This window comes from Salinivibrio sp. AR647, from assembly GCF_001995415.1.
GTDB classification, from domain to species: Bacteria; Pseudomonadota; Gammaproteobacteria; order Enterobacterales; family Vibrionaceae; genus Salinivibrio; species Salinivibrio costicola.
Genome location: NZ_MUFE01000006.1, coordinates 157,523 through 182,490 on the forward strand (window position 1 = coordinate 157,523; position 24,968 = coordinate 182,490).

Genomic DNA, 24,968 nt, shown 5'->3' on the forward strand with positions numbered 1-24,968 from the left:
TGCTCGATGACATGCTAACGTGATCTAGTTATCTAGACACAGTCAGCAAGGAGTGCGTTATGTCATCTAATAATATCTACGATCTTGGCTTGGACAAAAGTCCAGCCAATTATCAAACACTGAGCCCGCTTTCTTTCCTCGAGCGAGCCGCCAGCGTCTATCCAGATTATCCGGCCAGCGTTCATGGCCATTTATGTTGGAGTTGGCAGCAAGTCGATCAGCGTTGTCGTCAATTTGCATCGGCATTGACTCAAGCCGGCATCGGGCTGGGTGATACGGTATCGGTGATGGCCCCCAATCTTCCCGAAGTCTTTGAGTTGCATTTTAGTGTGCCGATGACAGGCGCCGTACTCAATACCATTAATACTCGGTTAGAAGCGGAAACCGTCGCCTTTATCCTCGAACACGCGGAAAGCAAAGTGTTTATCGTCGACAAGGAAATGACGGAAGTGGCTAAGCGGGCGTTAAAGATGATTAAACACCGTCCGTTAGTGATTGCGATTGATGATCCCTTGTATCCGCATGGCGAATGCATCAGTGAAACTACCTACGAGACGTTTTTAGCAAAAGGGGATGGTGATTATCAGTACGCATTGCCAGACGATGAATGGCAAGCCATTTCTCTTAATTATACATCGGGCACCACGGGCAATCCCAAAGGGGTGATGTATCATCACCGTGGCGCCCATCTGAATGCCGTGAGTAATGTGCTGTCTTGGAACATGGATGCGCATCCAGTGTATCTTTGGACGCTACCCATGTTCCACTGTAATGGTTGGTGTTTCCCATGGACGGTGGCCGCAACGGCGGGGGTGAGTGTCAGCCTACGGCATGTGCGGGCCGAGCCTATCTTTGATGCGATAAAAACCCATAAAGTCACTCATTTCTGCGGTGCGCCCATTGTCCTTAATATGATCAACAGTGCTGATCCGGCGTTAAAATCTGGCATTAAGCATACCATCAAGGTCATGACCGCAGGCGCCGCGCCACCTGCCTCTGTGATTGAGGGCATGGAAGCGATGGGCATTGCTGTGACCCATGTTTATGGGCTTACCGAAACCTACGGTCCTTGCGTGGTGTGTGATTGGCAGCATCATTGGGATCACCTCTCCCAACAAGAAAAAGCGCGGATGAAAGCGCGCCAAGGCGTACGCGCGCCGATGCAAGGGGATCTGATGGTCGCCGATCCGGTGACGTTTAAACCGGTTGCAAAAGATGGTGGCACACTCGGCGAGATTTTTGTCCGCGGTAACATCGTAATGAAAGGCTACTTAAAGAACCCCAGCGCGACGGAAGATGCCATGAGTAACGGCTGGTTTCGCACTGGCGATTTAGCGGTGTGGCATGCCGATAATTACATTGAAATCAAAGATAGACTGAAAGATATCATTATTAGTGGTGGAGAGAATATTTCCAGCATTGAAATTGAAGATGTCTTGTATCGTCACCCCGAGATTGATGAAGTCGCGGTGATAGCGATGCCCGATGAAAAATGGGGTGAGGTTCCCTGTGCGTTTGTCAAAACGACCGAAGCATCAGCCGTGACCGAAGCAGACATTATTGCTTTCTGTCGTGACCAAATGGCGCACTTTAAAGCGCCTAAAAAAGTGATCTTTACAACACTCCCAAAAACGTCGACAGGGAAAGTGCAAAAATATGTACTGCGTCGTAACGTGAGTGAAAAGTCAGTGTAATAAAAAACGGTGGCGTCATCCCGTCACCGCTTATTAAATCACGTTCAGGCCGTCAGTTGGGCGAGTTATCGCCTAACATCTGGCAAACCTATAGCTGCTTGAGTACGGCCTCAGCACTGGAAACGTCAAAGCTTTTCGGCGGCTCAACATTAAGCTGGGTGACGGTGCCATTTTCAATGATCATGGCATAGCGCTGTGAGCGAACACCGCCAAACTTACCTGAATCCATTTCTAGTCCTAGCGCCTTGGTAAAGCTCGCATCACCGTCGGCCAGCATATGAATCTGATTGGCATTTTGTGCCTCGCCCCAAGCCTGCATCACAAAGGCATCGTTAACCGATACGCAGGCAATCATATCGACGCCTTTTGCTTTAATCTCATCCGCTTTCACCACAAAACCCGGTAAGTGCGACTCTGAACAGGTTGGGGTAAAGGCCCCCGGCACCGCGAACAGCACAACTTTCTTGTTGGCGAAAAGGGCAGGGATGTCGTGGGTTTGCATGCCCTCAGCGGTGAGTTCACTGAGGGTGGCGTTCGGTAGAGGTTGTCCTTGCTGAATCATGATGACTCCTTTAATCGTTGTATTATATTTCAGTCACAGCATAACACGCGTAAACGTTAGCAAACACATCAGTGCCTATTCGAATTACCTTACAGGCTGAACCTGTTTATCACTGGATGCTTGGAGTAAACTATTCTTAATTCCATTGTATTCAATCAAATGATGCTTATGTCTTCTAATCACTCTTTTGCCAATGTTCACCAGGCTTACCACGCCCATGTCTACTACGAAGCCGACACCGAAGCGCAGGCGGATGTTATCTATCAATCGGCCGCTGCATCGTCACTGCCCATCGACCTTGGCCGTTTTCATCGCAAATGCGTCGGTCCACACCCAAAGTGGAGTTTTCAGATCGCCTTTGACAACGCCGCGTTCGATGAGGTGATGGCATGGCTTGAAGCGCATCGGGGCGATTTAACCGTCTTTTTGCATGGCGTGACGGGCGATGATTACATTGATCATACCGATCATGTGGGTTGGTTAGGGAAGTCAGTGGCACTCAAACTTGATATATTTAAGCCCAAGTCATGACCACGTATATCAACTATCCTGCGCTACTGATTTGGCAAGGGGATGACGAACTATCATACGCGCCAGACTCGGCGTCGCTCGGTCGACTGAGTGAAAACGTGATCACAGAAGATGATCGGCTGGTGGATAGCCAAGGCGTTTGCTGGTTGAGTCAAGACGGTGGTCAGCACTGGCAGCCAAGCGGGCAGACCATGCCGCTTGTTCAGCTCGTGACACATATCCAAGCGCATTATGCGCAGCTTGGTCAATGCTGTGTGGGAAAAATGCAATTTAAAGATAGGGCCGCCGCCATGGCTAGTTTGGCGGTGCACTAGATTCGTGCCATCCGGCAAGGAGTGATTGATGAGATTAAGATTAGGGTTCGTGTTTCTGTTATCGACGATGTTAACCGGCTGCCTTGGTATGCCTAAAGATGTGACGCCGGTAACCAATTTTGACCTCAACCGTTATTTGGGAACATGGCACGAAGTGGCAAGACTTGATCATTCGTTTGAGCGCGGCTTATCCGATGTGACGGCAACTTACTCGTTGCGTGAAGACGGTGGCGTCAAAGTAATCAACCGAGGCTTTAGCCGCGAAGAGGGCAAATGGCAAGAAGCAGAGGGTAAAGCGTACTTCGTTGAAAATGATAAGACGGCGTATCTGAAGGTTTCGTTCTTTGGGCCTTTCTATGGTTCTTATGTAGTGTTTGAGTTAGATGATGACTACCAGTATGCCTTTATTTCAGGCCCTGATCATGACTATCTTTGGCTGCTCTCTCGCACGCCGACCGTACCTGAGTCTGTCAAAGAACGTTTTATCTCTGAAGCCAAACAGCGAGGCTTTGCCACGGAAGAACTGATTTTTGTTGATCACTCCCGCACTGATCCTAAGCAGCCAGTTTCGAGTGATTAAACTGGATAATCTGATGGCGACAAACAATCTTCTGGAGACCAAAAAGAGATAATAATGCGAAAAACCGATAAAAAATACGACAATGCTATCCGCGAAGCACTGACTGAGGTGTGTGAGCAGACCATGAAACAGGTCGATGGTTTTGAATGGCTAACGCATGAGGTGAATTATCAACGTTTTCCGCAAAGTGTGATGATCCGTTTGATGTTTACGGATCGGCAAAGGATCGCAGATTTTAAAAACAGTCATGAATACAATGTGGCGTTAATGGCGATCCAATCACACTTATCAGCGGCAGGGATCTCACTGAAAAATATAGCAAACCATGTGCAACTTAACACCGCGTAGTTACCCAAAGATGTAAGCTAGAATCAACACCACGGAGGAAGTATGGAAGCAAGGATTAGCATCATTACATTGGGAGTTGCCGATTTATCACGTTCGTATGAATTTTATCGCCAACTAGGGTTTCCGACCCATAATCACCCCGAAGAAGGGATAGTGTTTTTTAGTACAGCGGGAACGCGTTTAGCGTTATATGCAATCGACGCTTTAGCCGATGATATAAAGCCCGGAATGCCTGTTAGCGACGCTGGTTTCAGTGGGATTACGCTTGCGCATAACACGCGTTCAAAAGAAGAGGTCGATGAGGTGCTTGCGCTGGCTAAAGAATGCGGCGGTCGAATTGTCAAACCTGCTCAAGATGTTTTTTGGGGCGGCTATAGTGGTTACTTTGCTGACCCTGACAACTATTTGTGGGAAGTTGCCTATGGAGAGGCTTGGCAGTTTGATGACAATGGCAGCTTAGTGTTGGACTAAACATACTCTTAGTATTGGACTAAACATACATTGTGATGCAAACGTTTGAACGAACACTGGCTCAGTTGATTGCAGCATCTGTGTGAGCGAAACTCAAAAAGAAAAAGGCGCTTTATGGCGCCTTTTTACGTTGTGAGAAGCGAGCGAGTCATTTATGCCGTTGCTAGCGTCTGCGCTTGACGGTTGGCATGCCAGACTAAACCAAAGCCGATAATCACCACCGCGCAGGTTGATAGCATCACGGTCGTGACCGCGAACAATCCTGAGGCGGCAAACGCAGAGACCAAGGCGCTCGCGACAAAGCAGATAATCATCTGTAAGAAGTTGAGCAGGCCCGCCGCTGTCGCGCTACATGATTTAAAATCTTCTAAGGCTCGGTTTACCACGAGTGGATAAATGGCACCATTGGCCGCTGCCAAAAAGCAGAATGGCCCCAAGATTGACCAAATATTAGTGACATCAGTGCGCCAGCTAATTAAAAAGATTACCACCACACTGGCGACAAACAGTTTCAGTAACCAAGGAAGGATGCTGTGATCTTTGAGTTTATTCAGTGCATAACGACAGGCATATCCGCCGACAACAAACGCGATTGTTTGTGGAATATAGCTCAGGCCAATATCGGATTCTGTGTAGCCCATCGCTGACATGATAAACGGCGATCCAGTCAAATAGGCAAAGAAAGCGGCCGAGCAACCAGCAAAGATAAGCATATTTCCGATGAACTTTTTTGATTTAAAAACTTGCTGATAATCAGTCTTCAGTTTATCAATAATTTTAGTATCTTGTGCTGGCTTAGTTAAGCTTTCTTTCTCTCGTAGAGTCAGTGCAATAAAAACGACCCCTAGGGCAAATAAAACCACAAAAATACTGCGCCAATCAAAATGCTGAAGTAAATAGGCGCCCAGTAGAGGGGCTAATGCCGGCGATAGCGCAACGAGCGGCATAATGGTCGCGAACATTTTTTGCCCCAACTTGCCTTCGTAGCGATCAATCACCACCGCTTGCCAAATCACAATCGCGCTGCACGCGCCCAACGCTTGAACAAGGCGCGCACCGAGTAACAGATAAATATTATCTGCAAACAGACATACCACGGTCGCAACGCTATAGAGACTTAAGCCAATTAACAGTGCAGGTTTACGGCCAATGCGGTCGGAAAGGGGGCCATAAACGAGTTGACCACAGGCCATACCAAGCAAAAAGATACTCAAGGTTAAACCGATATTCGCCGACGATGTCGCAAAATCGATTTGCATGGCCTCAAAAGCGGGCAAATACATGTCGGTGGCTAAGAAACCCAGCATACTGAGCCCTGCAAGCCAAAATAGCGTGATAAATGGCACTTGTTTGTTCATTTTTTATCTCTTGATACAAAGATTAATGTAACGAGCAGTTTATGACTAACAATCCATGCTGTGAAACGGTATGATTTGAACATACCTTTCAAAAAATTTGATGTGAATGTTTTCTTACCAAGATTTTCAGGTGATTGAGGTGGTCGCGCGCCGAGGCAGCTTTTCAGGCGCGGCCGCAGAGCTCCATAAAGTACCCAGTGCGGTGAGCTATACAGTGCGGCAAATAGAGGACAAATTGGCGGTGGTACTGTTCGAACGTCTTCATCGCCAAGTAAAGCTGACGCCTGCTGGGGAATACTTTGTTGAACAATCACGCGAAATGCTGAAAGCGATGGCTAATATTCGTCAACAAACACAACGGGTTGCGAATGGATGGGCGCAAAGTGTCTCACTTGCACTCGACAATGTGGTGCGTGAAGACAGTGTCAACACACTCGTGCGCGACTTCTATGATGCGTTTCCTGATGTGGAACTGTTACTGACCATGGAAGTGTTCAATGGCGTATGGGATGCACTTGCCGATGATCGAGCAGATATCGCGATTGGTGCGACCGCCGCCGTCCCCGTCAGTGGTGCGTTTCGTTATCGAGAAATGGGCACCTTGCGTTGGCGGTTTGTTGTCAGTCCATCGCACCCACTCATGCAGTGCGAACAACCGCTAGACAACGATCAGCTCGCAGCGTATCCCGCCATTTGTTTAGAGGACACCTCGCGCCGTTTGCCGCGCCGTACCACTTGGCTATTGGACAACCAGCGTCGTCTAACGGTGCCGAATTGGCACAGCGCCATGCAATGTTTTAAGGCCGGCTTGGGCATTGGTGTGATGCCTTCTCACATGGCCGAAGAGGCTATCGCTCGAGGTGAGCTGGTGGAGCTAACGCTTGCGGATCCGCTTTTAAGCAGCCCATGTTGTATTGCTTGGCGTTCAGATAAAGAATCGCCACCGATAAGCTGGCTGCTCGATTATTTGGGTGATAAAGAGCAATTACAGCAGCAGTGGCTATAACGTGAGCGCGCATGAGATAGTGTTGCTAGCGTCCTTCAATGTCACGTAGCGTATGGTATCCAGCCCAGACGCGACTGGAAGCGGTGACCAAGCACGCGATGCCAAATACCCAAGCAATCCACGCCATGTAAGACGGGAAAAGACACATCAAGACAAAGCTGGCAATGGTCTCGGTGCCTTCGGTGATCCCCCCGATGTAATACAAGGATTTGTTTGCATACACGGGGTTGTCGATTTGATGCTTGCTCGCCATTGTCGCAAAAGCTAAAAAGCTGGCCCCGGTGCCCATAAAACAAAAAAGTAAAAAGCTTGCCGCTATCGCATTATTGGCTGGGTCCGCGAGCGCAAAGCCAAACGGAATGGATGCGTAGAAAATAAAATCAAGCGTGATGTCCAAAAAGCCTCCCGCATCACTGAGGCCCTGCTCGCGCGCGATCGCACCGTCAAGGCCATCGAAAAGCCGATTAATCACAATAAAGCTAAGCGCAAGCCCATAGGCTTGAAGCGCCAGAGCAGGCAGCGCCAGTAAGCCAATGAAAAACCCGCTCAAGGTCACCGTGTCAGGTTTGGCTCCCCACCGACTGAGTTGGACCGCCGCTTGTTTCAATGGCCAGCGGATCACGGCAATCGCATAACGATCAAGCATTTGCTGGGTACTCCTGTGGTGTGAGGGGCGTTTCTGGGATTGGCCAGTCTAGGCGATGATCAGGATGCGCAATATCTTCGCTATCGTGGGTCACAATCACCGCCGGGATTTGCCTTTGTTCAATTTGTCCAAACACAAAGGCGCGAAAATCACGGCGTAGCGGCTTATCAAGCTTACTGAACGGTTCATCCAACAAAATCGCATCGGGCTTAGCGAGTAACGCGCGTAGTACACTGATACGCGCACGTTGTCCTCCCGATAGTTGCGACGGTGCATAGTTAGCCAGTGCAGCGAGGTGGATTGCGTCGAGTGCTGCCAGGGTATGGTTGTATTTGTCTTTTTTATTCATCGATGAGGGCAGTGCAAAGGCCAAGTTCTGCCAGACGTTGAGATGCGGGAAGAGTAAATCATCTTGAAATAAAATCCCGATACGGCGCTGCTCCGGCGGTAAGTGATCAAAAGGCTCACCATTTAAGGTCAGTTGGCCGCTGTAATGCATTGGCGGTTGGATGTGTCCCGCCAATACGCTCAATAGACTGGATTTTCCGCAGCCACTCGGCCCCATCACGGTGAGGATCTCGCCAGGCGATACGCTGAAAGAGACATCGTGTAATAAACACTGATCAGGCGCGTTTATGCTGAGTTGATTGACACACAGCGTCATGATTATTTGCTCCTGGTTGCGTCGCAACCGATTGATGAGGTGTCAGTCGCCGTTGCATGACACGACTGAGAAACGTTGCCAGGACGAAAACCAGTAAGGGGATCAGCGCTTGCATCAGGCCGTATAGGCCGCTAATCCGTCGATCCAACCCACTGGATAAGCTCACTGCCTCGGTTGTTAGGGTATTGATCCGACCCGCCCCCAATAATTGCGTAGGAAGATATTGGGCTAAGCTCACACTGGCGCCCACTGCCCAGGCGAGAATAATCGCCGGTAACAGTAAGGGAAGTTTGATACGCAGCCAGGCTGCCATCGCACTGACGCCTAAACTGCGAGCCGTTTGGATAAGCCGTTGATCAAACTGTTGCCACGGGCCATCTAATGCTAAATAAACATAAGGAAAAGCAAAAAAGATATGCGCCCAAATAGTCGCGGGTACATGCCATTGTCCCGGTAAACTATACACAGCCACTTGGATCCCAAACAAAATAGACAGTTGAGGTACCAAAAGAGGAATGGCAATCACGGCTTTAGGCAGTGCTCCTTGACGAGGAGACACCGCGCGCTCAAGGCAGCCCATGGCAAATATGACGGCGACTGTCGCACTGATCAACGCCAGTAAAACACTATTCCCAATTAACGCCCCAACGTAAGCAAGCTCTTGACTCCAAAAGCGCAGCCCATAACGGCTGGGGAGCCAATCGGGAAATGACCAGCGTAAGGCGAACGACCAAATGAACAAAGCCGGGATTACCAACAAGGGAACAATCACGACGGGCCACCAGAGGTGTCTCCCTGGTAACCAAGCACGACGTGTTCCTGTGAATTGCCAACGATTAAAGCGCTCACAAATCAACCATTCGAAAAATCGATAACTAATGAGTACCAAGGCACACAGTAAAAACAGGACCAAAGCCCCTGCCGACGCTCGGGGGAGTAATGAAAGATCAGGGTCGTTAAACCACTGCCAAACTAACACAGCAAAGGTTGGTGGCGTGTTTGGACCTAAAATCATCGCTACGTCGACGACCGAGAGGCTATAGGCCACCACGGCAAAAATAGGAAAACGCATTTTGGCGAACCAAAGTGGAAAAATCACCTTGATCCAGGTACTTGTGCGATCATAGCCGAGGCTGGCAGAGACCATCGTTAAGCGATGCACATCAATTTGGCTTAGCACAGAAAGGCTCATTAAAAGCAAAAACGGCGTTTCTTTCAGGGTGAGGGCTAGGGTTAAGCCCAGCACATACGGATCCTGTATTAGTGACCAAGTCGGTGGCATGTCTCCGGTTAATGGGCTAGACAGGCGAAATAGCCACCCTGAAGGGGACAAAAACAACACCAGTCCAATAGCAAATGCAACATGGGGCAGGGCCAGTAAACCGGGTAAGCTACGCGCGATGCGTTGCCAAAAGGGCGTCTGCCACGTGGCTTGCAAAATAGCGAAGCTCAACATCACTGCCAATAAGCTACTTGCTAGCCCAGAGAGCAGTGTGAGCCAGAGTGAGTGAGATAAGCCTGGCCAGGCAATGAGTTCACGCCAACCCGAGAGACTGGCTTCAGCCAGCCCCAAAGCAGGTAAAAACGCAAATGCACTGGTTAACAGGCCTCCCAGCCCAGGAAGTAAGGGCAGGCAGCACACCGCCAGCGTGATGGCAAACAACAAACGTGCCATGACGGTCTCTTTTATTGTCCGTAACGTTTAAGCCAAGCGCTTTCGAGAGCGGTTTGCCAACTGGGATGCGGCTCTGGCTGGGACTGAAAACGGCGCGTTTTAGCGGTGTCAGGCAGTTTAACCACCGGTGGGTCGCCCCAAATATCAGTCTGAGCTTTGCGCAATTGCGCCTTCTCACCCATCAAAAAGTTGATCGCTATCTTGGCGCCGGCTTTTGCATTGGCATTGTAGGGGATCGCCAGAAAATGGATATTAGATAAAGCCCCCTGCTCAAAAGCAAAGGCGCGTGCCGTTGGCGCTAACGTCCCTGAGGCGATGGCGGATTTTGCCGCATTGGGATTAAAAGCGATCCCGATTAACAGCGCACCGTCATCGACAAGCTGCATGGTGTGCGCGCTGCCTGAGGGAAATTGCTCCCCATTACGCCAAGCGACTGGGTGCAGTGCATCAAGGTAGTCCCATAGCGGTGCAGTTATGGTCTCAAAGTCTGCATCGTCGACGGGCTGATACAACGCCTGTTGATTGTTTGTCAGCTCAAGCAATGCCGCTTTTAAAAAGCTGGTGCCATGAAATTCGGGCGGTTTCGGATAACTGATCCGACCGGGATTAGCTTTTGCGAGCTGTAACAATTCAGCAAAAGAGCTTGGAGGATTGGCGAGTGTTTTTTTATCGTGAATAAACACCAGTTGCCCGACCCCCCATGGTGCTTCCAAGCCTTTGGTAGGTTCAGTAAAGTCCTCTGTCACGGGCAAGGTTTTATCAACGATTTGCCAGTTAGGCAGCGCCTCGACAAAGGGGCCTTCAAGTAACCCGTTTTCCTTCATCGATTTAAAGTTCTCGCCATTAATCCAGACCATATCGACACTGCCGCCGGTATCTTTTCCCGCCGTTTTTTCAGCCAATAAACGATTCACTGTTTCTGCAATATCAGCCACTTTAACGTGTTTGAGGGTCACACCGTATTCACGTTTGAGTTCACGCCCAGCCCAACGAAGATAAGCATTGATTTGCTGATTGCCGCCCCAGGCATTGAAATATACGGTTTGCCCGTTCGCGTCTTGTTCGACTTGTGCCCAATCCTGCTCAGCGGGAGTGGCCAAGGCATAGCCACTGGTGATTGCGAGCGTTAGGGCCGCTATCCATTGTTTCATTGTTCTTCCTTATTGATTAGTGACGCATCCAGCGTTGATATTTTTCGACCCACTGTAGGAGTTTCTCCGGTGCATGCGCCTGTTTCCACATACCCGCCGTATATTTAACCGCTTCACTCATGGTGGGATAAGGATGAACAGTGCCGAGTATTTTGTTCAGCCCCAAGCCATGGCGCATCGCTAAGGTGAACTCGGCCAATAAATCGCCGGCATGTTCTCCCACGATGGTCACTCCCAGTATGGTGTCTTTTCCCTTTGGTGTCAGCACTTTAATAAAGCCATGGTCATTGCCATCGGCGATGGCGCGATCCAGGTCATCAATGCCGTAATAGGTCACTTCGACGTCTTGTTGGTTGGCTTTGGCTTCTTTTTCATTAAGCCCAACACGTGCAACTTCTGGGGACGTGTATGTTGCCGCTGGCATCACCGAGTAATCCGCTTTAAAACGCTTAAATTGGCCAAATAACGCATTGACCGCGGCATACCACGCTTGATGGGCACTGGCATGGGTCAACTGAAAGGGCCCTGCCACATCACCCACTGCATAGATATTGGGGTAATTAGTTTGTAAATAGTCATTGACCTGAATGGTGCCACGCTCGGTCACTGGAATATCGAGCTTTTCGAGACCAAAGCCTTTGGTGTTGGCGCTGCGTCCTAACGCGACCAGCACCGCATCAAATGTGACGGTTTTCTCACCGTCAGGGCCGTCGAGTAAGGCGATTTGCTCATTGCCACGCTGTTCAAATGCTTTGACCTTGTGCTGTGTTAAAACCGTGACACCGTCACGTTCTAGCGCGCTTTCAACCAGTTGAGCAGCGTCTTTATCTTCACGGCTTAACAATTGATCCGCCATTTCAGCCAGCGTCACTTGGCTGCCTAAACACGCAAAACTTTGTGCCAATTCTGCGCCAATGGGACCCCCGCCCAAAACCAATAACCGTGGTGGCAGTTCAGGCAGGGACCAAATCGTATCCGAGGTGTAATGTGTTACCTCAGCCAAACCGGGAATGGGAGGGAGCATGGGGCGTGCGCCTGTGGCTATCACGATGTTGCGGGTAGTGAGGCGTTCGCCGTTGACTTCAACTTCCCATGGCGAGACGATGTGTGCTTCGCCTTGCACGCACTCCACGCCGAGCTTGGTGTAACGCTCGACCGAATCATGGGGCTCAATGTGGGTAATCACCTGTTTTACCCGCTCCATCACTGCTGGAAAATCAACGACTGGCGCTTGGGTATGAATGCCAAACGCCTTGGCCTTGCCGATTTCTCGCATGGTTTTCGCCGCGCGTATCAGCGCTTTAGAGGGAACACACCCGGTGTTTAGACAATCACCTCCCATCGAACCTTTTTCAACTAGCGTGACTTTTGCTTTCACCACTGCCGCGATATAACTCGATACCAGTCCGCCTGCACCGGCACCAATTACCACCATATTGCGATCAAACTGATGGGGCTTGCGCCAACCTTGATAGCGTTTACGACGCGTGACCCACGCCATGATCCATTTTGCTAGCAGCGGGAACAGGCCGAGTAATGCGAGCGATCCAAGCACCGAAGGCGACACCACATCACCAAGTGAGTCGATTTGGGCGAGTTGAGTCCCTGCATTCACGTACACAGCTGTCCCCGGTAGCATGCCTAGCTGGCTGACCCAGTAGAAGGTGCGCGTTTTTAAGGGCGTTAACCCCATCACTAGATTAATTAAGAAAAAGGGAAAAATGGGAATGAGGCGTAGCGTGAGCAGATAAAAGCGGCCATCTTTTTCAATGCCACGGTTAATGGCATCTAATTTTTGACCGAAGCGATTTTGTACCCAGTCTTGGAGTAAAAAACGACTGACCAAGAAGGCGAGGGTGGCACCAATAGAGCTGGCGAAAGAGACCAGAATCAGCCCCCACCAAAATCCAAACAATGCGGCGCCCAATAAGCTCGCTACCGCGGCACCGGGGAGTGATAGGGCAGTCATCACAATATAGCCAAGCAAGAAAAATAGGCTGGCTTGGGTAAAATGCTGAACGATGTAATCGTTGAGTATCGCCTGTTGCGCTTTCGCATTGTCGAGCGTGAGCCATTGGCCGAGGTCGAAACTAAACCAGAGCGCGACGATGGCGGCAATCACTAGACCAACAAAAAGTTTTTTTACTGACATATTAGGTCTCGTCGCTAAATTAAAGAGGGCCAGCTATTACTTTAGAGTACTTTTGTGGACGGTTGGCAACTAACTGGCTGATTTATCGGTTGCATCAGCGAACTGTGCTGTCGATCTTACCTCTGACAAGACCGTATCGATCGCTAAAAACTTTCAGTTAAACGAAAAATCGCCAATTAAATCAAAAAAACGCCGATTAATCTCCACGAACTAGAGTCGACGGAAAGAAAAGCGCACTCGATAAGATGATGACGCAAAAGGAAGGGCATAGAGACATGTCAATGAGTTAATAGAATAAAGCGACACCGCCAGAAGGCGGTGTTGAACGCAAACATTGCTCACAGGAAAATTAGTAAGTCATACAGAGGTGACTGTGAGAGGTTATTTTTCTAAGTGTTGTAATAATTCTTGACGGCGTTGGGGTGGCACTACCGACCAGTGTTTACCGGTAATCGCCCCTTCTAACGACCACAAAAGCTCGAGACTCAATTGTGTTTCATGAGCAGATCTCAGTGCTTTATAAGCGCCGACGGCACCGTGCTTTTGCAATGTTTCTGGCGAGTCTATGCCTGCCTTTTTAAGCATTCGTTCGGTGGCCAATCGTAGATTCGGGAGATCTTTGAGCCTTGACGGTGTCGCTGCCGATTTCATAGAACGATCCTGGATAGCAACGTCGAGAGCATTTTTCGCTTCGGCCAATAATCGCTCTGGATCGTCCCACCAAGCGCTAGGAATAGCAAAATATTTGGTGACGACCGGGAATCCACGTTTTTTGTACACATATGGCGTTAAGCCTTGCTGTTTGAGTAAGGCCTCGTTTTCTATACCGGCACGAAGGTGGAGGGTGTTATTGACCACTAGGGCGAACATGGTGTCTTCACAAAAAAGTCCAAATCCGCCGAACATGGATCGGGATTTGATATTGCCAAACTCGGCAAATAAACGCATCGCGTCTTTTAAAGCAGGTTTATCCATTTAATAACAATCTCGATGAATGTGAATGCCTAAAAATAAAGTCGCAGTCTAACAAGGCAAACAGACAAGATTGTCAACGAAGCATCAAATATTCGATTTGATCCGTTCGTTTGCTGACACTTGATTCAGCAATAAAAACAACAGCGCTGGCAGCCCCGCTACCATTGAATCCCTGACAGTGACGCCAGAATCATTAGGCCGGAGGCTTTGCGTCCCATGCTTTCGCGATGGTTTGCCTTGTTCAAACGTTGTCCAGGATATAATAATTGGACACAGATGTCGCCCTCTCTACGCATACAAAATGTGATATTGGTTCAATAAGTATGTAACTGATAATTTAAAGTAAAAGCTCTTATCCATAGGAAATCAAAAAAGCCACGACCGTCATAGGGGCGTGGCTTTACATAAAAAAACGCGATAAACCATTAGGTTAGGTTTTTTACAGAGTCTCGACTGATTAATGATAAATCCATTTCAAACACTTGCTGCTGCGTATCGTTATCATTAATCCGGCTGAGTAAAAGTTTAACCGCAGTCTTGCCCAGTTGTCGTTTAGGTTGATGGACAGTTGTCAACGGTGGTGAGTAATATTCAGTCAGATCAATATTGTCATAACCGATGACAGAGATATCATCTGGCACCTGAATACCCGCCTGGTTGAAGGTGCTGATCGCCGCTAACGCCATGATATCATTAAAACAAAAAACTCCCGTAGGACGGTTTTCCATGGCAATAAACTGCTGAGCGGCGACTTTTGCTTGATTCGCTTCAAAGTCCGCTTCAATGATCCAGTCTTGATTTACGGGGATATCAGCTTCTTTCAGGGCCCGATAAAATCCTGCAAGCCGTTGCTTACAGGTGTTCTTATCCATTTGCCCAGAGATACAACCAATTTGGGTATGCCCGTTGTCAATAAAATGTTTGGTTGCCAGATAGCCGCCTAGTTCCGCGTTATCTTCAATCCGATCGGTATCAATGTGGTGACTGCCCCAATCCATGACGACCATGGGTAGGTCACGCTTCTTCTCTAGCAGTAGCATGAGATCTTCATTGAGATCCGAGCACACCACAATTAAACCGTCGACACGCTTTTCTGACAGCATACGCAAATAGTCGCGCTGCTTTTCAAGGTTGCCTTCGGTATTACACAAAACTAGCGTGTAGCCTTGCTCGTAGCAATAGTCTTCTACACCGTGCACGAGCTCGGCAAAAAATGGGTTGGTCGATTTAGTGACCAGCATTCCGAGCGTACGTGTCGTATTACATTTTAAACTACGAGCCACAGCACTCGGTGCATAGTTCAGGTCTTCAACGGCTTGCCAAACCTTTTCTGTTGTCTTTTCGGCGACAAAGCGGGTCTTATTGATAACGTGTGAGACCGTGGTGGTTGAAACACCCGCGAGACGCGCGACATCTTTAATCGTTGCCATCTTAATTCTTCTATATTGTGAAGCCTTGGGATCGTTACTCGCGACCTTACAGAAAAACGCCGCTGATACGCAGCGGCGCTGTCTTTCACAATCCCGGCCCATCAGACGGTTGCGAAGGTAACGAATCCGATTTCATCCATTCTCATAGCTAATCGGTTGCGGTCTCAGTTTACTTAGGTTGCCGCCTAGTCGCAATTGGTCTGATGAGCGAACGATCATCAACAGACGGTTTTGTGACCCAGCTAGGCGGTTATCAATGCAAAAGTCTCATGGCGACGCTGGCAAGATCCCACCTTGATAGCAATAACTCAGGCACTAGGTCACGATCAATGGGCAGGCATGCTCTGGGTGCTCAATGACCTTAAGCGGATACTGATAAATCTTTGCGACCTGTTCACTCTCAAAACATTGCCATGGGGTACCCGTTAATACCATCTCTCCTTGTTTGAGAAAATACAGGCGATCCGCGTAGCGACTGGCAAGATTGAGGTCATGCAGCACTAAGACCACTGTCATCCCTTGATCGGCAAGCGATCGACAGCGTTGTAGCGTGTAATGCTGATGGGTAATATCGAGCGCCGATGTAGGTTCATCGAGTAGCATGATGGCCCGCGTTGGATCGGTTTGGACTAACTGCAAAGCAATGCGCGCCATATGGACTCGCTGTTTTTCACCGCCTGACAATATAGGATAAGGCCGGTTAGCAAGATGGGTGATATCCCACTGCTGTAACTGCTCATCGGCGAGGGCGGCAATTTGCGCCTGATTCGCTTGTAACGGTGTCGCCCCCATTTGAACCACTTCTTTGACCGTAAACGCAAAGGTTAAGCCACTACTTTGGGGAAGAAAGGCGACCTGTTTAGCAAAGCGCTCACCATGCCATGCGGCTTTAGGCATGGCCCAAAAATCAACCTGGCCTGATGGATGACTGTCACTCATCACTTGTTTGAGTAAGGTGCTTTTCCCCGCGCCATTTGGCCCGAGCAACACATGTAATTGGCCTGCAGCAAAGGAAACATTGATGCGATTAAGTAGTTGGCGTCCGTTAAGCGAGTAACTTAAATCACGAACATTGAGGGCAATATCAGACATTAATGCACCACTGCTTGTCGTTGTTGGATCAAAAGCCATAAAAAGAAGGGTGCCCCCATAAGTGCGGTGATGATCCCCACTGGCAGCTCTGCCGGCGCAACAATGATTCGTGCGATAATATCAGCAAGCGTCAATAAAAGGGCGCCCAATATCGCCGATAAAGGGATCAGGGTGCGATGATCTGGCCCAGCCAATAGGCGGCCAATATGCGGAACAACCAAGCCGATAAAGCCAATTAATCCTGCGGCGCTGACCGACACCCCCATTCCAGCGGCTGTCGCAATGATCAATAAGCGCTTTAGGCGATGAACATTGATGCCAAGATACGCAGCTTCGTTCTCGCCAAGTAATAAGGCGTTGATATGCGGAGCGCAGCGATAGGCAAAAAGCGTGAGGGTAACGGCTGCAACGCCCGTTAACGCGATGAGTCCCCACGATGCGCCAGTGAGCGACCCCATTGACCACAAGGCGATATCACGCAATGTTTGGTTATCAGCAACGTAATTGATTAACCCGAGCGCCGCACCCGACAAGGCACTGATGGCAATACCGGCTAACAACATCACAGTAACCGATGTTCCCATCGATGTTGTGCCAATACGATAAACAAACAAGGTGGCGACCAGCGCACCCAAAAAGGCAAACAGCGGCACCGAGAGGGTAAAACCGACGTTAAGGCTGCCCCAGGATAACAGCAACAATCCCAACGCGCCGCCTAAAGACGCCCCTCCAGAGACTCCAATGATCCCCGGATCCGCAAGCGGATTGCGAAATAGCCCTTGCATTAATGCGCCAGATACTGCCAGAAGTGCGCCAACGAACAAACACAATAAGGTGCGTGGTAAGCGGACCTGTTGCACGATGGTCAAGATATGCGGTGCGACATCACTTTGCCAAGGGCTCAAGCTTTGTAAACTGACGAGCCACCCAAGTTGCCACTGTCCCACGGCTATCGACATCACAGTGACGATGAACAAAACAGTGATCAACACAGGGAAGAGCCGCTGATGCGTTTCACGAAAGTAAGCGTGCATTACTATTGGTTTCCGGTTAAATGGGTTTGAATGCGCAGGGCCTCATCAAGAGTATTCAGACTTAATCCACCCACTAATACACGGCCATCCACAGCGATGATGCGATTGTTTTTATACGCTCGTGTGCTTGATAGCAACGGGACGGCGTTTGCCAGCCCTTGCATACCACCAAGCTGATCGAGTGAGCGTTGCATGACCAAAATAAAGTCAGGATTAAAGCCAAGCAGCGCCTCGGGTGAAAGTGGCTTATAGCTGGTGACGGATTCAGCCGCAGGGTTCGTGGCACCGAGCAATTCAATCAAGGTATTTGGAGTGGTATCAGCGCCGGCGACACTGGCAGGTCGTCCCTGGTGAACCAAGAGAAAAAGACCGTTGAGCGTGGATGTGTTTGATGCTGACGCTCGGGTTTCTAGCTTGGCTAATTGGTCATCCATGGCGTTGATCAATGGTTCGGCATTCGCTTGTGTCGCCGTTAACTCCGCCAAGGTATGAATACGTTGCTTGAGGGCAGCGACCGTCGGGGTACTCGATAACGTCACCACCTTGACCCCGGCATCACGGAGTGTTGATAACACCGGTGCTGGGCCCATTTCTTCTGAACCAATTAAAAGATCGGGGGATAGCGAAAGTACACCTTCCGCCGCGAGCTGGCGATGATAGCCCACGCTCGGCATGTCTTTCTCTTGTAATTGGCTGGTGGCATCAATACCAACAATTTGTGATTGCGCGCCAAGCTCAACGAGCAAGTCAGTCACACTGGCGCCCGCACTGACGATGCGTGGCGAGGCATGAATCGATAGAGAGATGAGGGTACTGAACAGAGCTATCACTCTTACTGCGGCGGTGGCCATGTTAAATCCTTATTTTCGCTTTATCAGTGGCTTATTGGTCAAAGGTAATGCGGTGTCATTGACAGTGATTTATCGTTCACTGCACATTTGTAATTATTAGTTACATGACTAATTAAGATCAATTATCGTTTACATTGCTGTTCTCGATCAATACAATCTTGCAAAAATAATGATGATTCTCATTTGTAGTTGAACCAGAGAGCACTGAAATGACATTGAAAAAGGATATTTTGATACCACGTCCGAGCCACCTAAACCTCGCTATCGGACTTGCGCTTGGCACATTAAGCCTCACTTCACCCGTCATGGCCGCCGATGGCGGGCAACAAAATGGCAACCAAACAGAAACGGTGTCTGTGTATGCCAGTCGTATGGACGCGCAAAAAGCGAATCGCGCTGTTGCCGTCAGCACGGTGTCACAGGAAGAAATAGAGAAAAGACAAGGAAGTAACGTCACGGATTTAATTCGGCACCTACCCAATGTCTCTGTGCTTGGTGGCGGGCGCGATGCCGCTCAGTCTGTGACTATTCGTGGATTAAGCAGCGAAAACGGCCGCGTGGTGCAGCTTGTTGATGGCGCACGTCAGAATTTTTCTGTTGGTCACCGCTCCAGTCTATTTATTGATCCTGAGTTACTCCGCTCGGTAGAGGTGGTCCGTGGCCCATCGAGTACCCTGTGGGGCTCCGGTGCTTTGGGAGGCGTGTTTGCCCAAAACACCAAATCAGCCAGCGATTTTCTTTCCGGTGATCAGGCCTTAGGTGGTTACCTTAAACAAGGATTCCACAGCAACAATAATGCCTCACGCACAAGCGGCGCGGTGTTTGGACGCACAGAGACGGTTGATTGGCTGGTACAAAGCTACTATCACGATAGTGATGATAACCAACTAGGCAACGGCAAAACCTTGTCTTATTCAGCGGATAGAGAAAAAGGTGGTTTTGCTAAAGCCCGTTACACACCATCTTTAGATCACCAATGGACGTTCACTGCTCGTCAAGGCGAACTTAATGATATGTCTCCATCAAATCCCTCAGTCAAAGAGCCGTCAGGTTCTTATCCGTTAGTATACCGGGAAACAAGGGACCAGAGCCTTTCCGTTGCCTACGATTATAGTCCCGCCAGTCATTGGGTCGATATTAACTCTCAGTTGTATTTCAATAATACTGAGATGAAAGAGCACCGTGTTGCACCGCAAGAACGTGACAATAATGAGACTCAAACCATAGGTTTCTCTATCACGAATACGTCCAACATAAAAAATATCGATTTAATTACAGGTCTGGATTTATATCGCGATAGTTATGAAACGAAACGTGATGACAGCAGTGCACCTGGAGAGCGTCCGGCAGGACAAGATGCAAATGCAGAAAGTATAGGGGCGTTTGGTCAAATAAATATTCCTGTATTCGACCAGATTCGTTGGCAAGCGGGTGTTCGATTTGACTCTTACAAAGGTGAAGATAATCGACCGACATCACTGGATAGTGAGAGCCGCGATCATGCGTGGTCCCCATCGACGGCATTGACATGGAACGCAACCGAACAGCTAGCATTGACTGCCAGCTATCGCGAAGCTTTTCGTGCACCGAGCTTAGAAGAAATGTATGCCAGTGGTACTCACTTTGTGGTTCCTATGGGGCCTACAAAGTTGATCAATCGATTTATACCGAATCCGGACTTGAAACCTGAGCACAGTGCCAATAAAGAATTAGCCATCACGTACCAATTTACACCGACGAGCTATTTCGACAATGCTTATGTTGATGCGCGCCTGTTCCGCAACGATGTTGACGATTTTATTGATATGAACGTTGACTTCATGGGCGGCACTACAACGCGTGAAAACGTTAAAGATGCCAAACTGGAAGGCATCGAACTAAGCCTTCATCACCAACTCGGTGGCTTTACCAATAATCTAAGCTACAGCCAAACCGAAGGCAAGAATAAGAATGATGGTAGCTATCTCGATAACATCCCAGCTCACAAGTTTGTTGCTGAAACCGACTATGCGCTGGCGACGTTACCAGTGAGTGTCGGCGGTCGAGTCTCTCATTATGCCGATCAAAACGACACTAACGATGCCAACACTTACGACGGCTACACCCTGTGGGATGTGTATGCAAGCTACAGTCCCAATGGCGCTTGGGATGGCGTGAAGTTTGATTTAGCGATCGATAACTTAACCGACGAGCAATATACCCAAGCTTGGGCGCAAGTGGCTTCACCAGGGCGCGATATCAAATTTAATGTTCGTTACCAATTTTAGCTCGTTACCAACTTTAACGACTCGTACAAAGGGCAGGTGAACGCCTGCCCACACTGATAGAACCTATCACAATAAAAATAGGCTGGGAGTGATCAATGACAACCACTACGTTAACGGAGCAGGTCAGTGCGCTACTGACCGAGAATGCCTCGATGCTGCCTGCCGATATGGCAGCAACGCTAGGTGTGAGTGAGGGGGAAGTGGTACGCGCCATGCCCGCAGATTATCAAACTTGGGTCGATGGGCAACATGCTGAAACCGTGCTCATGCAGGTGGCCGGATGGGACGGGCCTGTGACGGCGATTGTGCATTCCGGCGGCTCGATCTTTGAAGTAAAAGCGCCGTTCCCCAAAGGAAAAATCGCTTACGGCTATTACAACTTAATGGGTAAGCCCGGCGAAATGCATGGCCACTTAAAGTTAGAGCGCATGGCGGGCATTGCTTTTGTCAGCAAAGCCTTTCGCGGCAAGACAACGCATTACATCGGCTTTTTTACCGAACAAGGCGATTCGATTTTTAAGATCTATCTCGGGCGTGATGAAAAACGTCAGCTTTTAGACCATCAGATTGATGCCTTTAACCAACTAAAAACGCAGTTAGCGACCTCACAACAAACAGAATCGGAGCAATAACTATGGATCAAGCGACTAAACAACAACGGCTACAAAACCGCCTTGGCCCTGAAATTAAAGAATTTCGTGCAAACTGCCGGACATTACAGCTTGCAACATTGGATACAAAAGGCAAACCCAATGTCAGTTATGCCCCCTTTGCTCAGCGTGAAGATGGCTTTTATATCCTGATCAGTGAAATTGCCCGTCACGCACGCAACCTGCAAGAAAACCCAAACTTGTCATTGATGATGATCGAAGATGAAGGGAGCGCGAAACAGATTTTTGCTCGTCAACGTCTTAGTTTTGATGCACGAGCTGAAATGGTGGAACGTAACACCGCGACTTGGCAAGTTGGCATTGATGCATTGAAAGCGCGGTTTGGCGATATTATCGATAATTTGAGTGGGTTAGAAGACTTTCGCCTCTTCCGTCTGGCGCCAGAAAACGGTCTGTATGTGAAAGGATTTGGCCAAGCGTTTCAGGTTGGCAGTGACGACTTTGTTGATATGGTGCACCTTGATCAAGGCCACCGTAAAATCGGCGAAGACAATGACATTAAAACTACCGATGAGCTCGTCATTAACGGCTAATCGAGTTGATGAAGGGTGAGACGGCAATGTGTTTCGCATTGCCGTTTTCTCTTTATTATCGGTATTGGGCTTGGTAACAACCTCGCTGCAATTATGGTAAAGTGAACGCCATTACCAAGCCGATAACCACGAGCAGCATGAATTACATCCCATTATCTGACTACAAAAGAAAGTGGATTTTCACCCATCAATCTCTCCCTATCCCAGAGCAAGATCTTGCTGAGATTAAACCCATGACAGAGACGCGTGCGGCGCAGTTGTGGCAAGAATTTATCAGTAAAGATAGCCCGACACCGGATCATTTTGGTAAGCAAGATTGGCCCACCCATCAAAACGTTTGGACTCAACGGCTGGTCTGGCAACATGCGTGGGACAACGATGATGATCTGCCTGAAGACTTTGTGTCCAATTTTCCTTGGGAAGACAATATTACGGTCTACTTTTGTTACGACAAACATAATATCGTCGAAACTCGCTGGGGCGTGTTCAAGCAATATTGGAAAAACTTTCTATTCTATGATGACAAACCCATCTTGATTGGTCGTCGTCGCAAAGAGGTTGCGATGTTTGAGCAATCAGGTGAAGTAGTGATCGGTCAACGTGACTGACGTTCAAGTCATCAACGACGTGGCCGTTAATAGAAAGATAAACCGCATGTCCAATCCATAGCGTCATCGTATAGGGATCAGAGATGATAAAAATAATCGCTGCCGTGTGTTTGTCGGTCTTACTGGTTGGGTGCTCGTTACCTAATATGTCGGATCTGTGGCGCAATTACAGTACCATTGGCTTAAACGAAGCATTACGGGGAGCCGAGCAAGATCTGATTCATTGTCGCTATGATAATACGCTGGATACCGCGCAGCGATACACAGTGATTGGAACCGCGCGAGAAAAAGCGCGTGCGTTCGAATTAATGGGGATCGCGTATAGCGAGCAAGAAAACACTGCTGAATTTGATCATACCTTGCAACGCTTTTTATTTTCAGAGCCAGGGCGCGCAATGACAGCGCCACAGGTGCAAATACAATGGCAACAAGCCCAGCTAGACATTGAGCATCAGCGTGAGACGGCGCTAAGCCAGACGCACTGTTTGCAGTCAACCAATATCCCCAAAACAGGACCGCTCAAATAATTAGGCAGCCACTGAATGTGACTGCCTGCGCACGCCGCAATGTTTGGCTAGCTCTTTAGAATACTGTCTGCCAAGGTGATCAGTCGCGGATAAGCGAACTCACTTTCTTGCGCAATCGCAGCTTGTTCAACTAACACCTCGTGCAGAATATCTTGTGTGGTAAGTGGGTTAGCAAGTACCACCCTAAACACTGTAGTCGTCCGCCGCTGCCACTGCTCTGGCGTGAGACGCGTCCGTGAGACGAACGTTTGACCTGATTCACGCTGGCGTTTTTGCACAAATTTAGTCAGATCATTGAGCAAGTTATGAATCAAATCGACTTGCTCTTCATTAGCCACCGCAAGGGCCGCTTGCACACGAGCGGGAACAAACCGATAGGTCAATAAACAAAGCTCTGGCTCTGAGATCAGCTCAAAATCCGGGTGTTGGCTAATCATCTTGGCAAACGCAGCTGCTTTATCGATACTTTGATCAATCAACAGCTCATAGCCACGGCGAGAAATAATATTCATACAGGCAAATACCAACATCGCCATACCGCTGCGAGAGCCTTCAAGCGTATGACTTCCGAGGTCTTTTGCCCCTTTACGGAGAATATACTCGGCGTGGTGCTCGATAGATGCGACCACGGAAGGATCTTTAAACAGCACCATACCGGCGCCCATAGGGACATACAGCTGTTTATGGGCGTCAATGGTCACCGAATCAGCACGCTCAATACCGGCCAGCTTATGGCGCTGGTTATTCGACATTAACGTGGCACCACCCCAGGCGGCATCCACGTGAAAATGAATGCCTTCTCGCTCAGCAATATCAGCTAACGCATTGAGTGGATCGATACTACCGGTTTCTGTCGTGCCAGCGACACCCACGATGGCCACCGGTTTGATATTATCGCGATTCAGTTGCGTAATAGTGTCTTCGAGTGCATCAATGCAAATGCGATTTTGGTTATCTGCGGGCACGGAGATCAATTGGTCGCGGCCAATTCCTAGCACATCGGCGGCTTTTCCCAATGAATAGTGGCCCCGTTCAGACACTAAAATGGCCAAATCGCGATAACCATAGTGACGCATTGCACCAAACAAGCCTGCTTTGTTAATGCCAGGAAATTCACCATCAGGCTTAAGGACGTTATTTCTCGCCACCCATAGCGCGGTAATGTTGGCGACTGTTCCCCCCGAGCAGAATGCGCCCAGCGAGTGGTTGGCGCTGTGCATCCAGCTTTGATAAAAGGCATCATCTTGCTGATAAATCAGATTATGCAGCATGCCAAGCACTTGACGCTCGAGCGGAGTAAACGCTTTCGAGGTTTCGATCTTGACCGTATTCTGGTTAAGGCCAATCATAATTTTTGATAACGGCATTAAAAAATACGGCAGGGCAGAGGTCATGTGGCCAATAAATCGCGGCGAGGCGGTGTGAACGGACTGGGCCACCAATTTATCGAGTAAAAACTGCGTGTGATCCGACACGAAGGCAGGATCTTCAGGAATTGCGGGATTACTAAAATCACTTTCGATATCTGCCAGCGAACGCTCGGTAGCCGTAATGTGATTTTGTAAAAATCGATTAAGATTCTGCGAGATTTCTTGCTCAATTTGACTGAGCGTTGAGTCTGGCGCTTCGGGGACAGTGAAAATCCGGTGTAAGGTTTCGGGCGTCGCGTCCGCGGCTTTATTATGTATGGCCATGACGTTCTTCTTTTATCTGCTTAGCTGTTCAAACGGTGAAAACCCTGATCAAACAAAGGCTATGCACACGATCACTTGCTGAAAAATGGCCACAACATAGCAAAAAAATGCGCGGCAATCAGGCTTTTTTATCG

25 protein-coding genes and 1 riboswitch are annotated in these 24,968 nt (G+C 49.0%); of the genes, 12 read left to right on the forward strand and 13 right to left on the reverse strand.

Going from position 1 to position 24,968, the window contains the following annotated elements; translation table 11 throughout:
- Positions 1-59: 59 nt before the first annotated feature.
- Entirely contained in the window at positions 60-1,694 is a 1,635-nt protein-coding gene (locus tag BZG76_RS09410) for an acyl-CoA synthetase (protein ID WP_077461124.1), read from the forward strand.
- An 88-nt stretch (positions 1,695-1,782) separates the two neighbouring features.
- Here BZG76_RS09410 and BZG76_RS09415 read toward each other — a convergent pair whose 3' ends face one another.
- On the reverse strand, positions 1,783-2,256 hold the full coding sequence (locus BZG76_RS09415) for a peroxiredoxin (protein ID WP_077461125.1): 474 nt from the start codon (positions 2,254-2,256) through the stop codon (positions 1,783-1,785).
- A gap of 168 nt (positions 2,257-2,424) precedes the next feature.
- Between BZG76_RS09415 and BZG76_RS09420 the strand changes: the two genes are divergently transcribed.
- The 5 genes from BZG76_RS09420 to BZG76_RS09440 are packed head-to-tail and all read left to right on the forward strand — an operon-like array spanning position 2,425 to position 4,500.
- Positions 2,425-2,787 (forward strand): DOPA 4,5-dioxygenase family protein, encoded by a 363-nt coding sequence (locus tag BZG76_RS09420; protein ID WP_077461126.1) that lies wholly within the window; start codon positions 2,425-2,427, stop codon positions 2,785-2,787.
- The gene (locus BZG76_RS09425; protein ID WP_077461127.1) at positions 2,784-3,101 is read left to right on the forward strand and encodes a DUF4144 family protein; all 318 of its coding nucleotides are present in this window, start codon (positions 2,784-2,786) and stop codon (positions 3,099-3,101) included. The genes BZG76_RS09420 and BZG76_RS09425 overlap by 4 nt, the downstream gene beginning before the upstream one ends.
- A 28-nt stretch (positions 3,102-3,129) precedes the next feature.
- The gene (locus BZG76_RS09430; RefSeq protein WP_077461128.1) at positions 3,130-3,681 is read left to right on the forward strand and encodes a lipocalin family protein; all 552 of its coding nucleotides are present in this window, start codon (positions 3,130-3,132) and stop codon (positions 3,679-3,681) included.
- Between the two features lie 54 nt (positions 3,682-3,735).
- Positions 3,736-4,029, forward strand: coding sequence for a hypothetical protein (locus BZG76_RS09435; protein WP_077461129.1), 294 nt, complete (start codon positions 3,736-3,738; stop codon positions 4,027-4,029).
- 42 nt (positions 4,030-4,071) lie between these two features.
- Positions 4,072-4,500, forward strand: coding sequence for a VOC family protein (locus BZG76_RS09440; protein ID WP_021023717.1), 429 nt, complete (start codon positions 4,072-4,074; stop codon positions 4,498-4,500).
- A 152-nt stretch (positions 4,501-4,652) separates the two neighbouring features.
- Here the strand turns inward: BZG76_RS09440 and punC are convergent, their stop codons facing one another.
- Positions 4,653-5,858 (reverse strand): purine nucleoside transporter PunC, encoded by a 1,206-nt coding sequence (gene punC / locus BZG76_RS09445; RefSeq protein ID WP_077461130.1) that lies wholly within the window; start codon positions 5,856-5,858, stop codon positions 4,653-4,655.
- A gap of 106 nt (positions 5,859-5,964) precedes the next feature.
- Between punC and punR the strand changes: the two genes are divergently transcribed.
- A complete protein-coding gene (punR, locus tag BZG76_RS09450; protein WP_077461131.1) occupies positions 5,965-6,864 on the forward strand; it encodes a DNA-binding transcriptional activator PunR in 900 nt (299 codons plus the stop codon).
- A 25-nt stretch (positions 6,865-6,889) separates the two neighbouring features.
- On the opposite strand, the gene BZG76_RS09455 is transcribed toward punR, so the two are convergent.
- From BZG76_RS09455 to BZG76_RS09500, 10 genes are all read right to left on the reverse strand, one after another.
- The gene (locus tag BZG76_RS09455) at positions 6,890-7,510 is read right to left on the reverse strand and encodes a CDP-alcohol phosphatidyltransferase family protein (RefSeq protein ID WP_077461132.1); all 621 of its coding nucleotides are present in this window, start codon (positions 7,508-7,510) and stop codon (positions 6,890-6,892) included.
- Positions 7,503-8,174 (reverse strand): ATP-binding cassette domain-containing protein, encoded by a 672-nt coding sequence (locus BZG76_RS09460; RefSeq protein ID WP_077461133.1) that lies wholly within the window; start codon positions 8,172-8,174, stop codon positions 7,503-7,505. The genes BZG76_RS09455 and BZG76_RS09460 overlap by 8 nt, the downstream gene beginning before the upstream one ends.
- Positions 8,134-9,849 carry an ABC transporter permease gene (locus BZG76_RS09465; RefSeq protein ID WP_077461134.1) on the reverse strand — a complete coding sequence of 572 codons (1,716 nt, stop codon included), beginning with the start codon at positions 9,847-9,849 and terminating at the stop codon, positions 8,134-8,136. The genes BZG76_RS09460 and BZG76_RS09465 overlap by 41 nt, the downstream gene beginning before the upstream one ends.
- An 11-nt stretch (positions 9,850-9,860) precedes the next feature.
- Positions 9,861-11,000 (reverse strand): ABC transporter substrate-binding protein, encoded by a 1,140-nt coding sequence (locus tag BZG76_RS09470; RefSeq protein ID WP_077461135.1) that lies wholly within the window; start codon positions 10,998-11,000, stop codon positions 9,861-9,863.
- Positions 11,001-11,016: 16 nt separating this feature from the next.
- Positions 11,017-13,152, reverse strand: coding sequence for a dihydrolipoyl dehydrogenase (lpdA, locus tag BZG76_RS09475; RefSeq protein WP_077461136.1), 2,136 nt, complete (start codon positions 13,150-13,152; stop codon positions 11,017-11,019).
- 381 nt (positions 13,153-13,533) lie between these two features.
- Positions 13,534-14,127 (reverse strand): TfoX/Sxy family DNA transformation protein, encoded by a 594-nt coding sequence (locus BZG76_RS09480; RefSeq protein WP_077461137.1) that lies wholly within the window; start codon positions 14,125-14,127, stop codon positions 13,534-13,536.
- A 145-nt stretch (positions 14,128-14,272) separates the two neighbouring features.
- Positions 14,273-14,374: riboswitch (cyclic di-GMP riboswitch) on the reverse strand.
- A 178-nt stretch (positions 14,375-14,552) separates the two neighbouring features.
- Complete coding sequence (locus BZG76_RS09485) at positions 14,553-15,557, reverse strand: substrate-binding domain-containing protein (RefSeq protein WP_077461138.1); 1,005 nt, start codon at positions 15,555-15,557, stop codon at positions 14,553-14,555.
- 315 nt (positions 15,558-15,872) lie between these two features.
- Entirely contained in the window at positions 15,873-16,649 is a 777-nt protein-coding gene (locus BZG76_RS09490) for a heme ABC transporter ATP-binding protein (RefSeq protein WP_158009952.1), read from the reverse strand.
- Positions 16,649-17,683, reverse strand: coding sequence for a FecCD family ABC transporter permease (locus BZG76_RS09495; protein ID WP_077461140.1), 1,035 nt, complete (start codon positions 17,681-17,683; stop codon positions 16,649-16,651). The genes BZG76_RS09490 and BZG76_RS09495 overlap by 1 nt, the downstream gene beginning before the upstream one ends.
- A 2-nt stretch (positions 17,684-17,685) precedes the next feature.
- Positions 17,686-18,534 carry a heme/hemin ABC transporter substrate-binding protein gene (locus BZG76_RS09500; protein ID WP_077461141.1) on the reverse strand — a complete coding sequence of 283 codons (849 nt, stop codon included), beginning with the start codon at positions 18,532-18,534 and terminating at the stop codon, positions 17,686-17,688.
- 209 nt (positions 18,535-18,743) lie between these two features.
- On the opposite strand from BZG76_RS09500, the gene BZG76_RS09505 reads away from it, so the two are divergent.
- The 5 genes from BZG76_RS09505 (at position 18,744) to BZG76_RS09525 (ending at position 23,140) form a co-directional block, all read left to right on the forward strand.
- Positions 18,744-20,801 carry a TonB-dependent hemoglobin/transferrin/lactoferrin family receptor gene (locus BZG76_RS09505; RefSeq protein WP_077461142.1) on the forward strand — a complete coding sequence of 686 codons (2,058 nt, stop codon included), beginning with the start codon at positions 18,744-18,746 and terminating at the stop codon, positions 20,799-20,801.
- 95 nt (positions 20,802-20,896) lie between these two features.
- On the forward strand, positions 20,897-21,433 hold the full coding sequence (gene hutX, locus BZG76_RS09510; protein ID WP_077461143.1) for a heme utilization cystosolic carrier protein HutX: 537 nt from the start codon (positions 20,897-20,899) through the stop codon (positions 21,431-21,433).
- A gap of 2 nt (positions 21,434-21,435) precedes the next feature.
- Positions 21,436-22,005: a heme utilization protein HutZ gene (gene hutZ / locus BZG76_RS09515; RefSeq protein WP_077461144.1), complete on the forward strand. Its 570-nt coding sequence runs from the start codon at positions 21,436-21,438 to the stop codon at positions 22,003-22,005.
- 137 nt (positions 22,006-22,142) lie between these two features.
- Positions 22,143-22,613 carry a DUF2947 domain-containing protein gene (locus BZG76_RS09520; protein WP_077461145.1) on the forward strand — a complete coding sequence of 157 codons (471 nt, stop codon included), beginning with the start codon at positions 22,143-22,145 and terminating at the stop codon, positions 22,611-22,613.
- Positions 22,614-22,696: 83 nt separating this feature from the next.
- Positions 22,697-23,140 carry a hypothetical protein gene (locus tag BZG76_RS09525; protein ID WP_021023734.1) on the forward strand — a complete coding sequence of 148 codons (444 nt, stop codon included), beginning with the start codon at positions 22,697-22,699 and terminating at the stop codon, positions 23,138-23,140.
- A 47-nt stretch (positions 23,141-23,187) separates the two neighbouring features.
- Here the strand turns inward: BZG76_RS09525 and panP are convergent, their stop codons facing one another.
- Complete coding sequence (panP, locus tag BZG76_RS09530; RefSeq protein WP_077461146.1) at positions 23,188-24,834, reverse strand: pyridoxal-dependent aspartate 1-decarboxylase PanP; 1,647 nt, start codon at positions 24,832-24,834, stop codon at positions 23,188-23,190.
- Between the last annotated feature and the right edge of the window lie 134 nt (positions 24,835-24,968).

Excerpts from the sequence above, each read along its gene's own strand:
- BZG76_RS09410 (WP_077461124.1), top strand. The coding sequence starts at position 60 with ATGTCATCTAATAATATCTACGATCTTGGCTTGGACAAAAGTCCAGCC.
- BZG76_RS09415 (WP_077461125.1), bottom strand. The coding sequence starts at position 2,256 with ATGATTCAGCAAGGACAACCTCTACCGAACGCCACCCTCAGTGAACTC.
- BZG76_RS09420 (WP_077461126.1), top strand. The coding sequence starts at position 2,425 with ATGTCTTCTAATCACTCTTTTGCCAATGTTCACCAGGCTTACCACGCC.
- BZG76_RS09425 (WP_077461127.1), top strand. The coding sequence starts at position 2,784 with ATGACCACGTATATCAACTATCCTGCGCTACTGATTTGGCAAGGGGAT.
- BZG76_RS09430 (WP_077461128.1), top strand. The coding sequence starts at position 3,130 with ATGAGATTAAGATTAGGGTTCGTGTTTCTGTTATCGACGATGTTAACC.
- BZG76_RS09435 (WP_077461129.1), top strand. The coding sequence starts at position 3,736 with ATGCGAAAAACCGATAAAAAATACGACAATGCTATCCGCGAAGCACTG.
- BZG76_RS09440 (WP_021023717.1), top strand. The coding sequence starts at position 4,072 with ATGGAAGCAAGGATTAGCATCATTACATTGGGAGTTGCCGATTTATCA.
- punC (WP_077461130.1), bottom strand. The coding sequence starts at position 5,858 with ATGAACAAACAAGTGCCATTTATCACGCTATTTTGGCTTGCAGGGCTC.
- punR (WP_077461131.1), top strand. The coding sequence starts at position 5,965 with ATGTTTTCTTACCAAGATTTTCAGGTGATTGAGGTGGTCGCGCGCCGA.
- BZG76_RS09455 (WP_077461132.1), bottom strand. The coding sequence starts at position 7,510 with ATGCTTGATCGTTATGCGATTGCCGTGATCCGCTGGCCATTGAAACAA.
- BZG76_RS09460 (WP_077461133.1), bottom strand. The coding sequence starts at position 8,174 with ATGACGCTGTGTGTCAATCAACTCAGCATAAACGCGCCTGATCAGTGT.
- BZG76_RS09465 (WP_077461134.1), bottom strand. The coding sequence starts at position 9,849 with ATGGCACGTTTGTTGTTTGCCATCACGCTGGCGGTGTGCTGCCTGCCC.
- BZG76_RS09470 (WP_077461135.1), bottom strand. The coding sequence starts at position 11,000 with ATGAAACAATGGATAGCGGCCCTAACGCTCGCAATCACCAGTGGCTAT.
- lpdA (WP_077461136.1), bottom strand. The coding sequence starts at position 13,152 with ATGTCAGTAAAAAAACTTTTTGTTGGTCTAGTGATTGCCGCCATCGTC.
- BZG76_RS09480 (WP_077461137.1), bottom strand. The coding sequence starts at position 14,127 with ATGGATAAACCTGCTTTAAAAGACGCGATGCGTTTATTTGCCGAGTTT.
- BZG76_RS09485 (WP_077461138.1), bottom strand. The coding sequence starts at position 15,557 with ATGGCAACGATTAAAGATGTCGCGCGTCTCGCGGGTGTTTCAACCACC.
- BZG76_RS09490 (WP_158009952.1), bottom strand. The coding sequence starts at position 16,649 with ATGTCTGATATTGCCCTCAATGTTCGTGATTTAAGTTACTCGCTTAAC.
- BZG76_RS09495 (WP_077461140.1), bottom strand. The coding sequence starts at position 17,683 with ATGCACGCTTACTTTCGTGAAACGCATCAGCGGCTCTTCCCTGTGTTG.
- BZG76_RS09500 (WP_077461141.1), bottom strand. The coding sequence starts at position 18,534 with ATGGCCACCGCCGCAGTAAGAGTGATAGCTCTGTTCAGTACCCTCATC.
- BZG76_RS09505 (WP_077461142.1), top strand. The coding sequence starts at position 18,744 with ATGACATTGAAAAAGGATATTTTGATACCACGTCCGAGCCACCTAAAC.
- hutX (WP_077461143.1), top strand. The coding sequence starts at position 20,897 with ATGACAACCACTACGTTAACGGAGCAGGTCAGTGCGCTACTGACCGAG.
- hutZ (WP_077461144.1), top strand. The coding sequence starts at position 21,436 with ATGGATCAAGCGACTAAACAACAACGGCTACAAAACCGCCTTGGCCCT.
- BZG76_RS09520 (WP_077461145.1), top strand. The coding sequence starts at position 22,143 with ATGAATTACATCCCATTATCTGACTACAAAAGAAAGTGGATTTTCACC.
- BZG76_RS09525 (WP_021023734.1), top strand. The coding sequence starts at position 22,697 with ATGATAAAAATAATCGCTGCCGTGTGTTTGTCGGTCTTACTGGTTGGG.
- panP (WP_077461146.1), bottom strand. The coding sequence starts at position 24,834 with ATGGCCATACATAATAAAGCCGCGGACGCGACGCCCGAAACCTTACAC.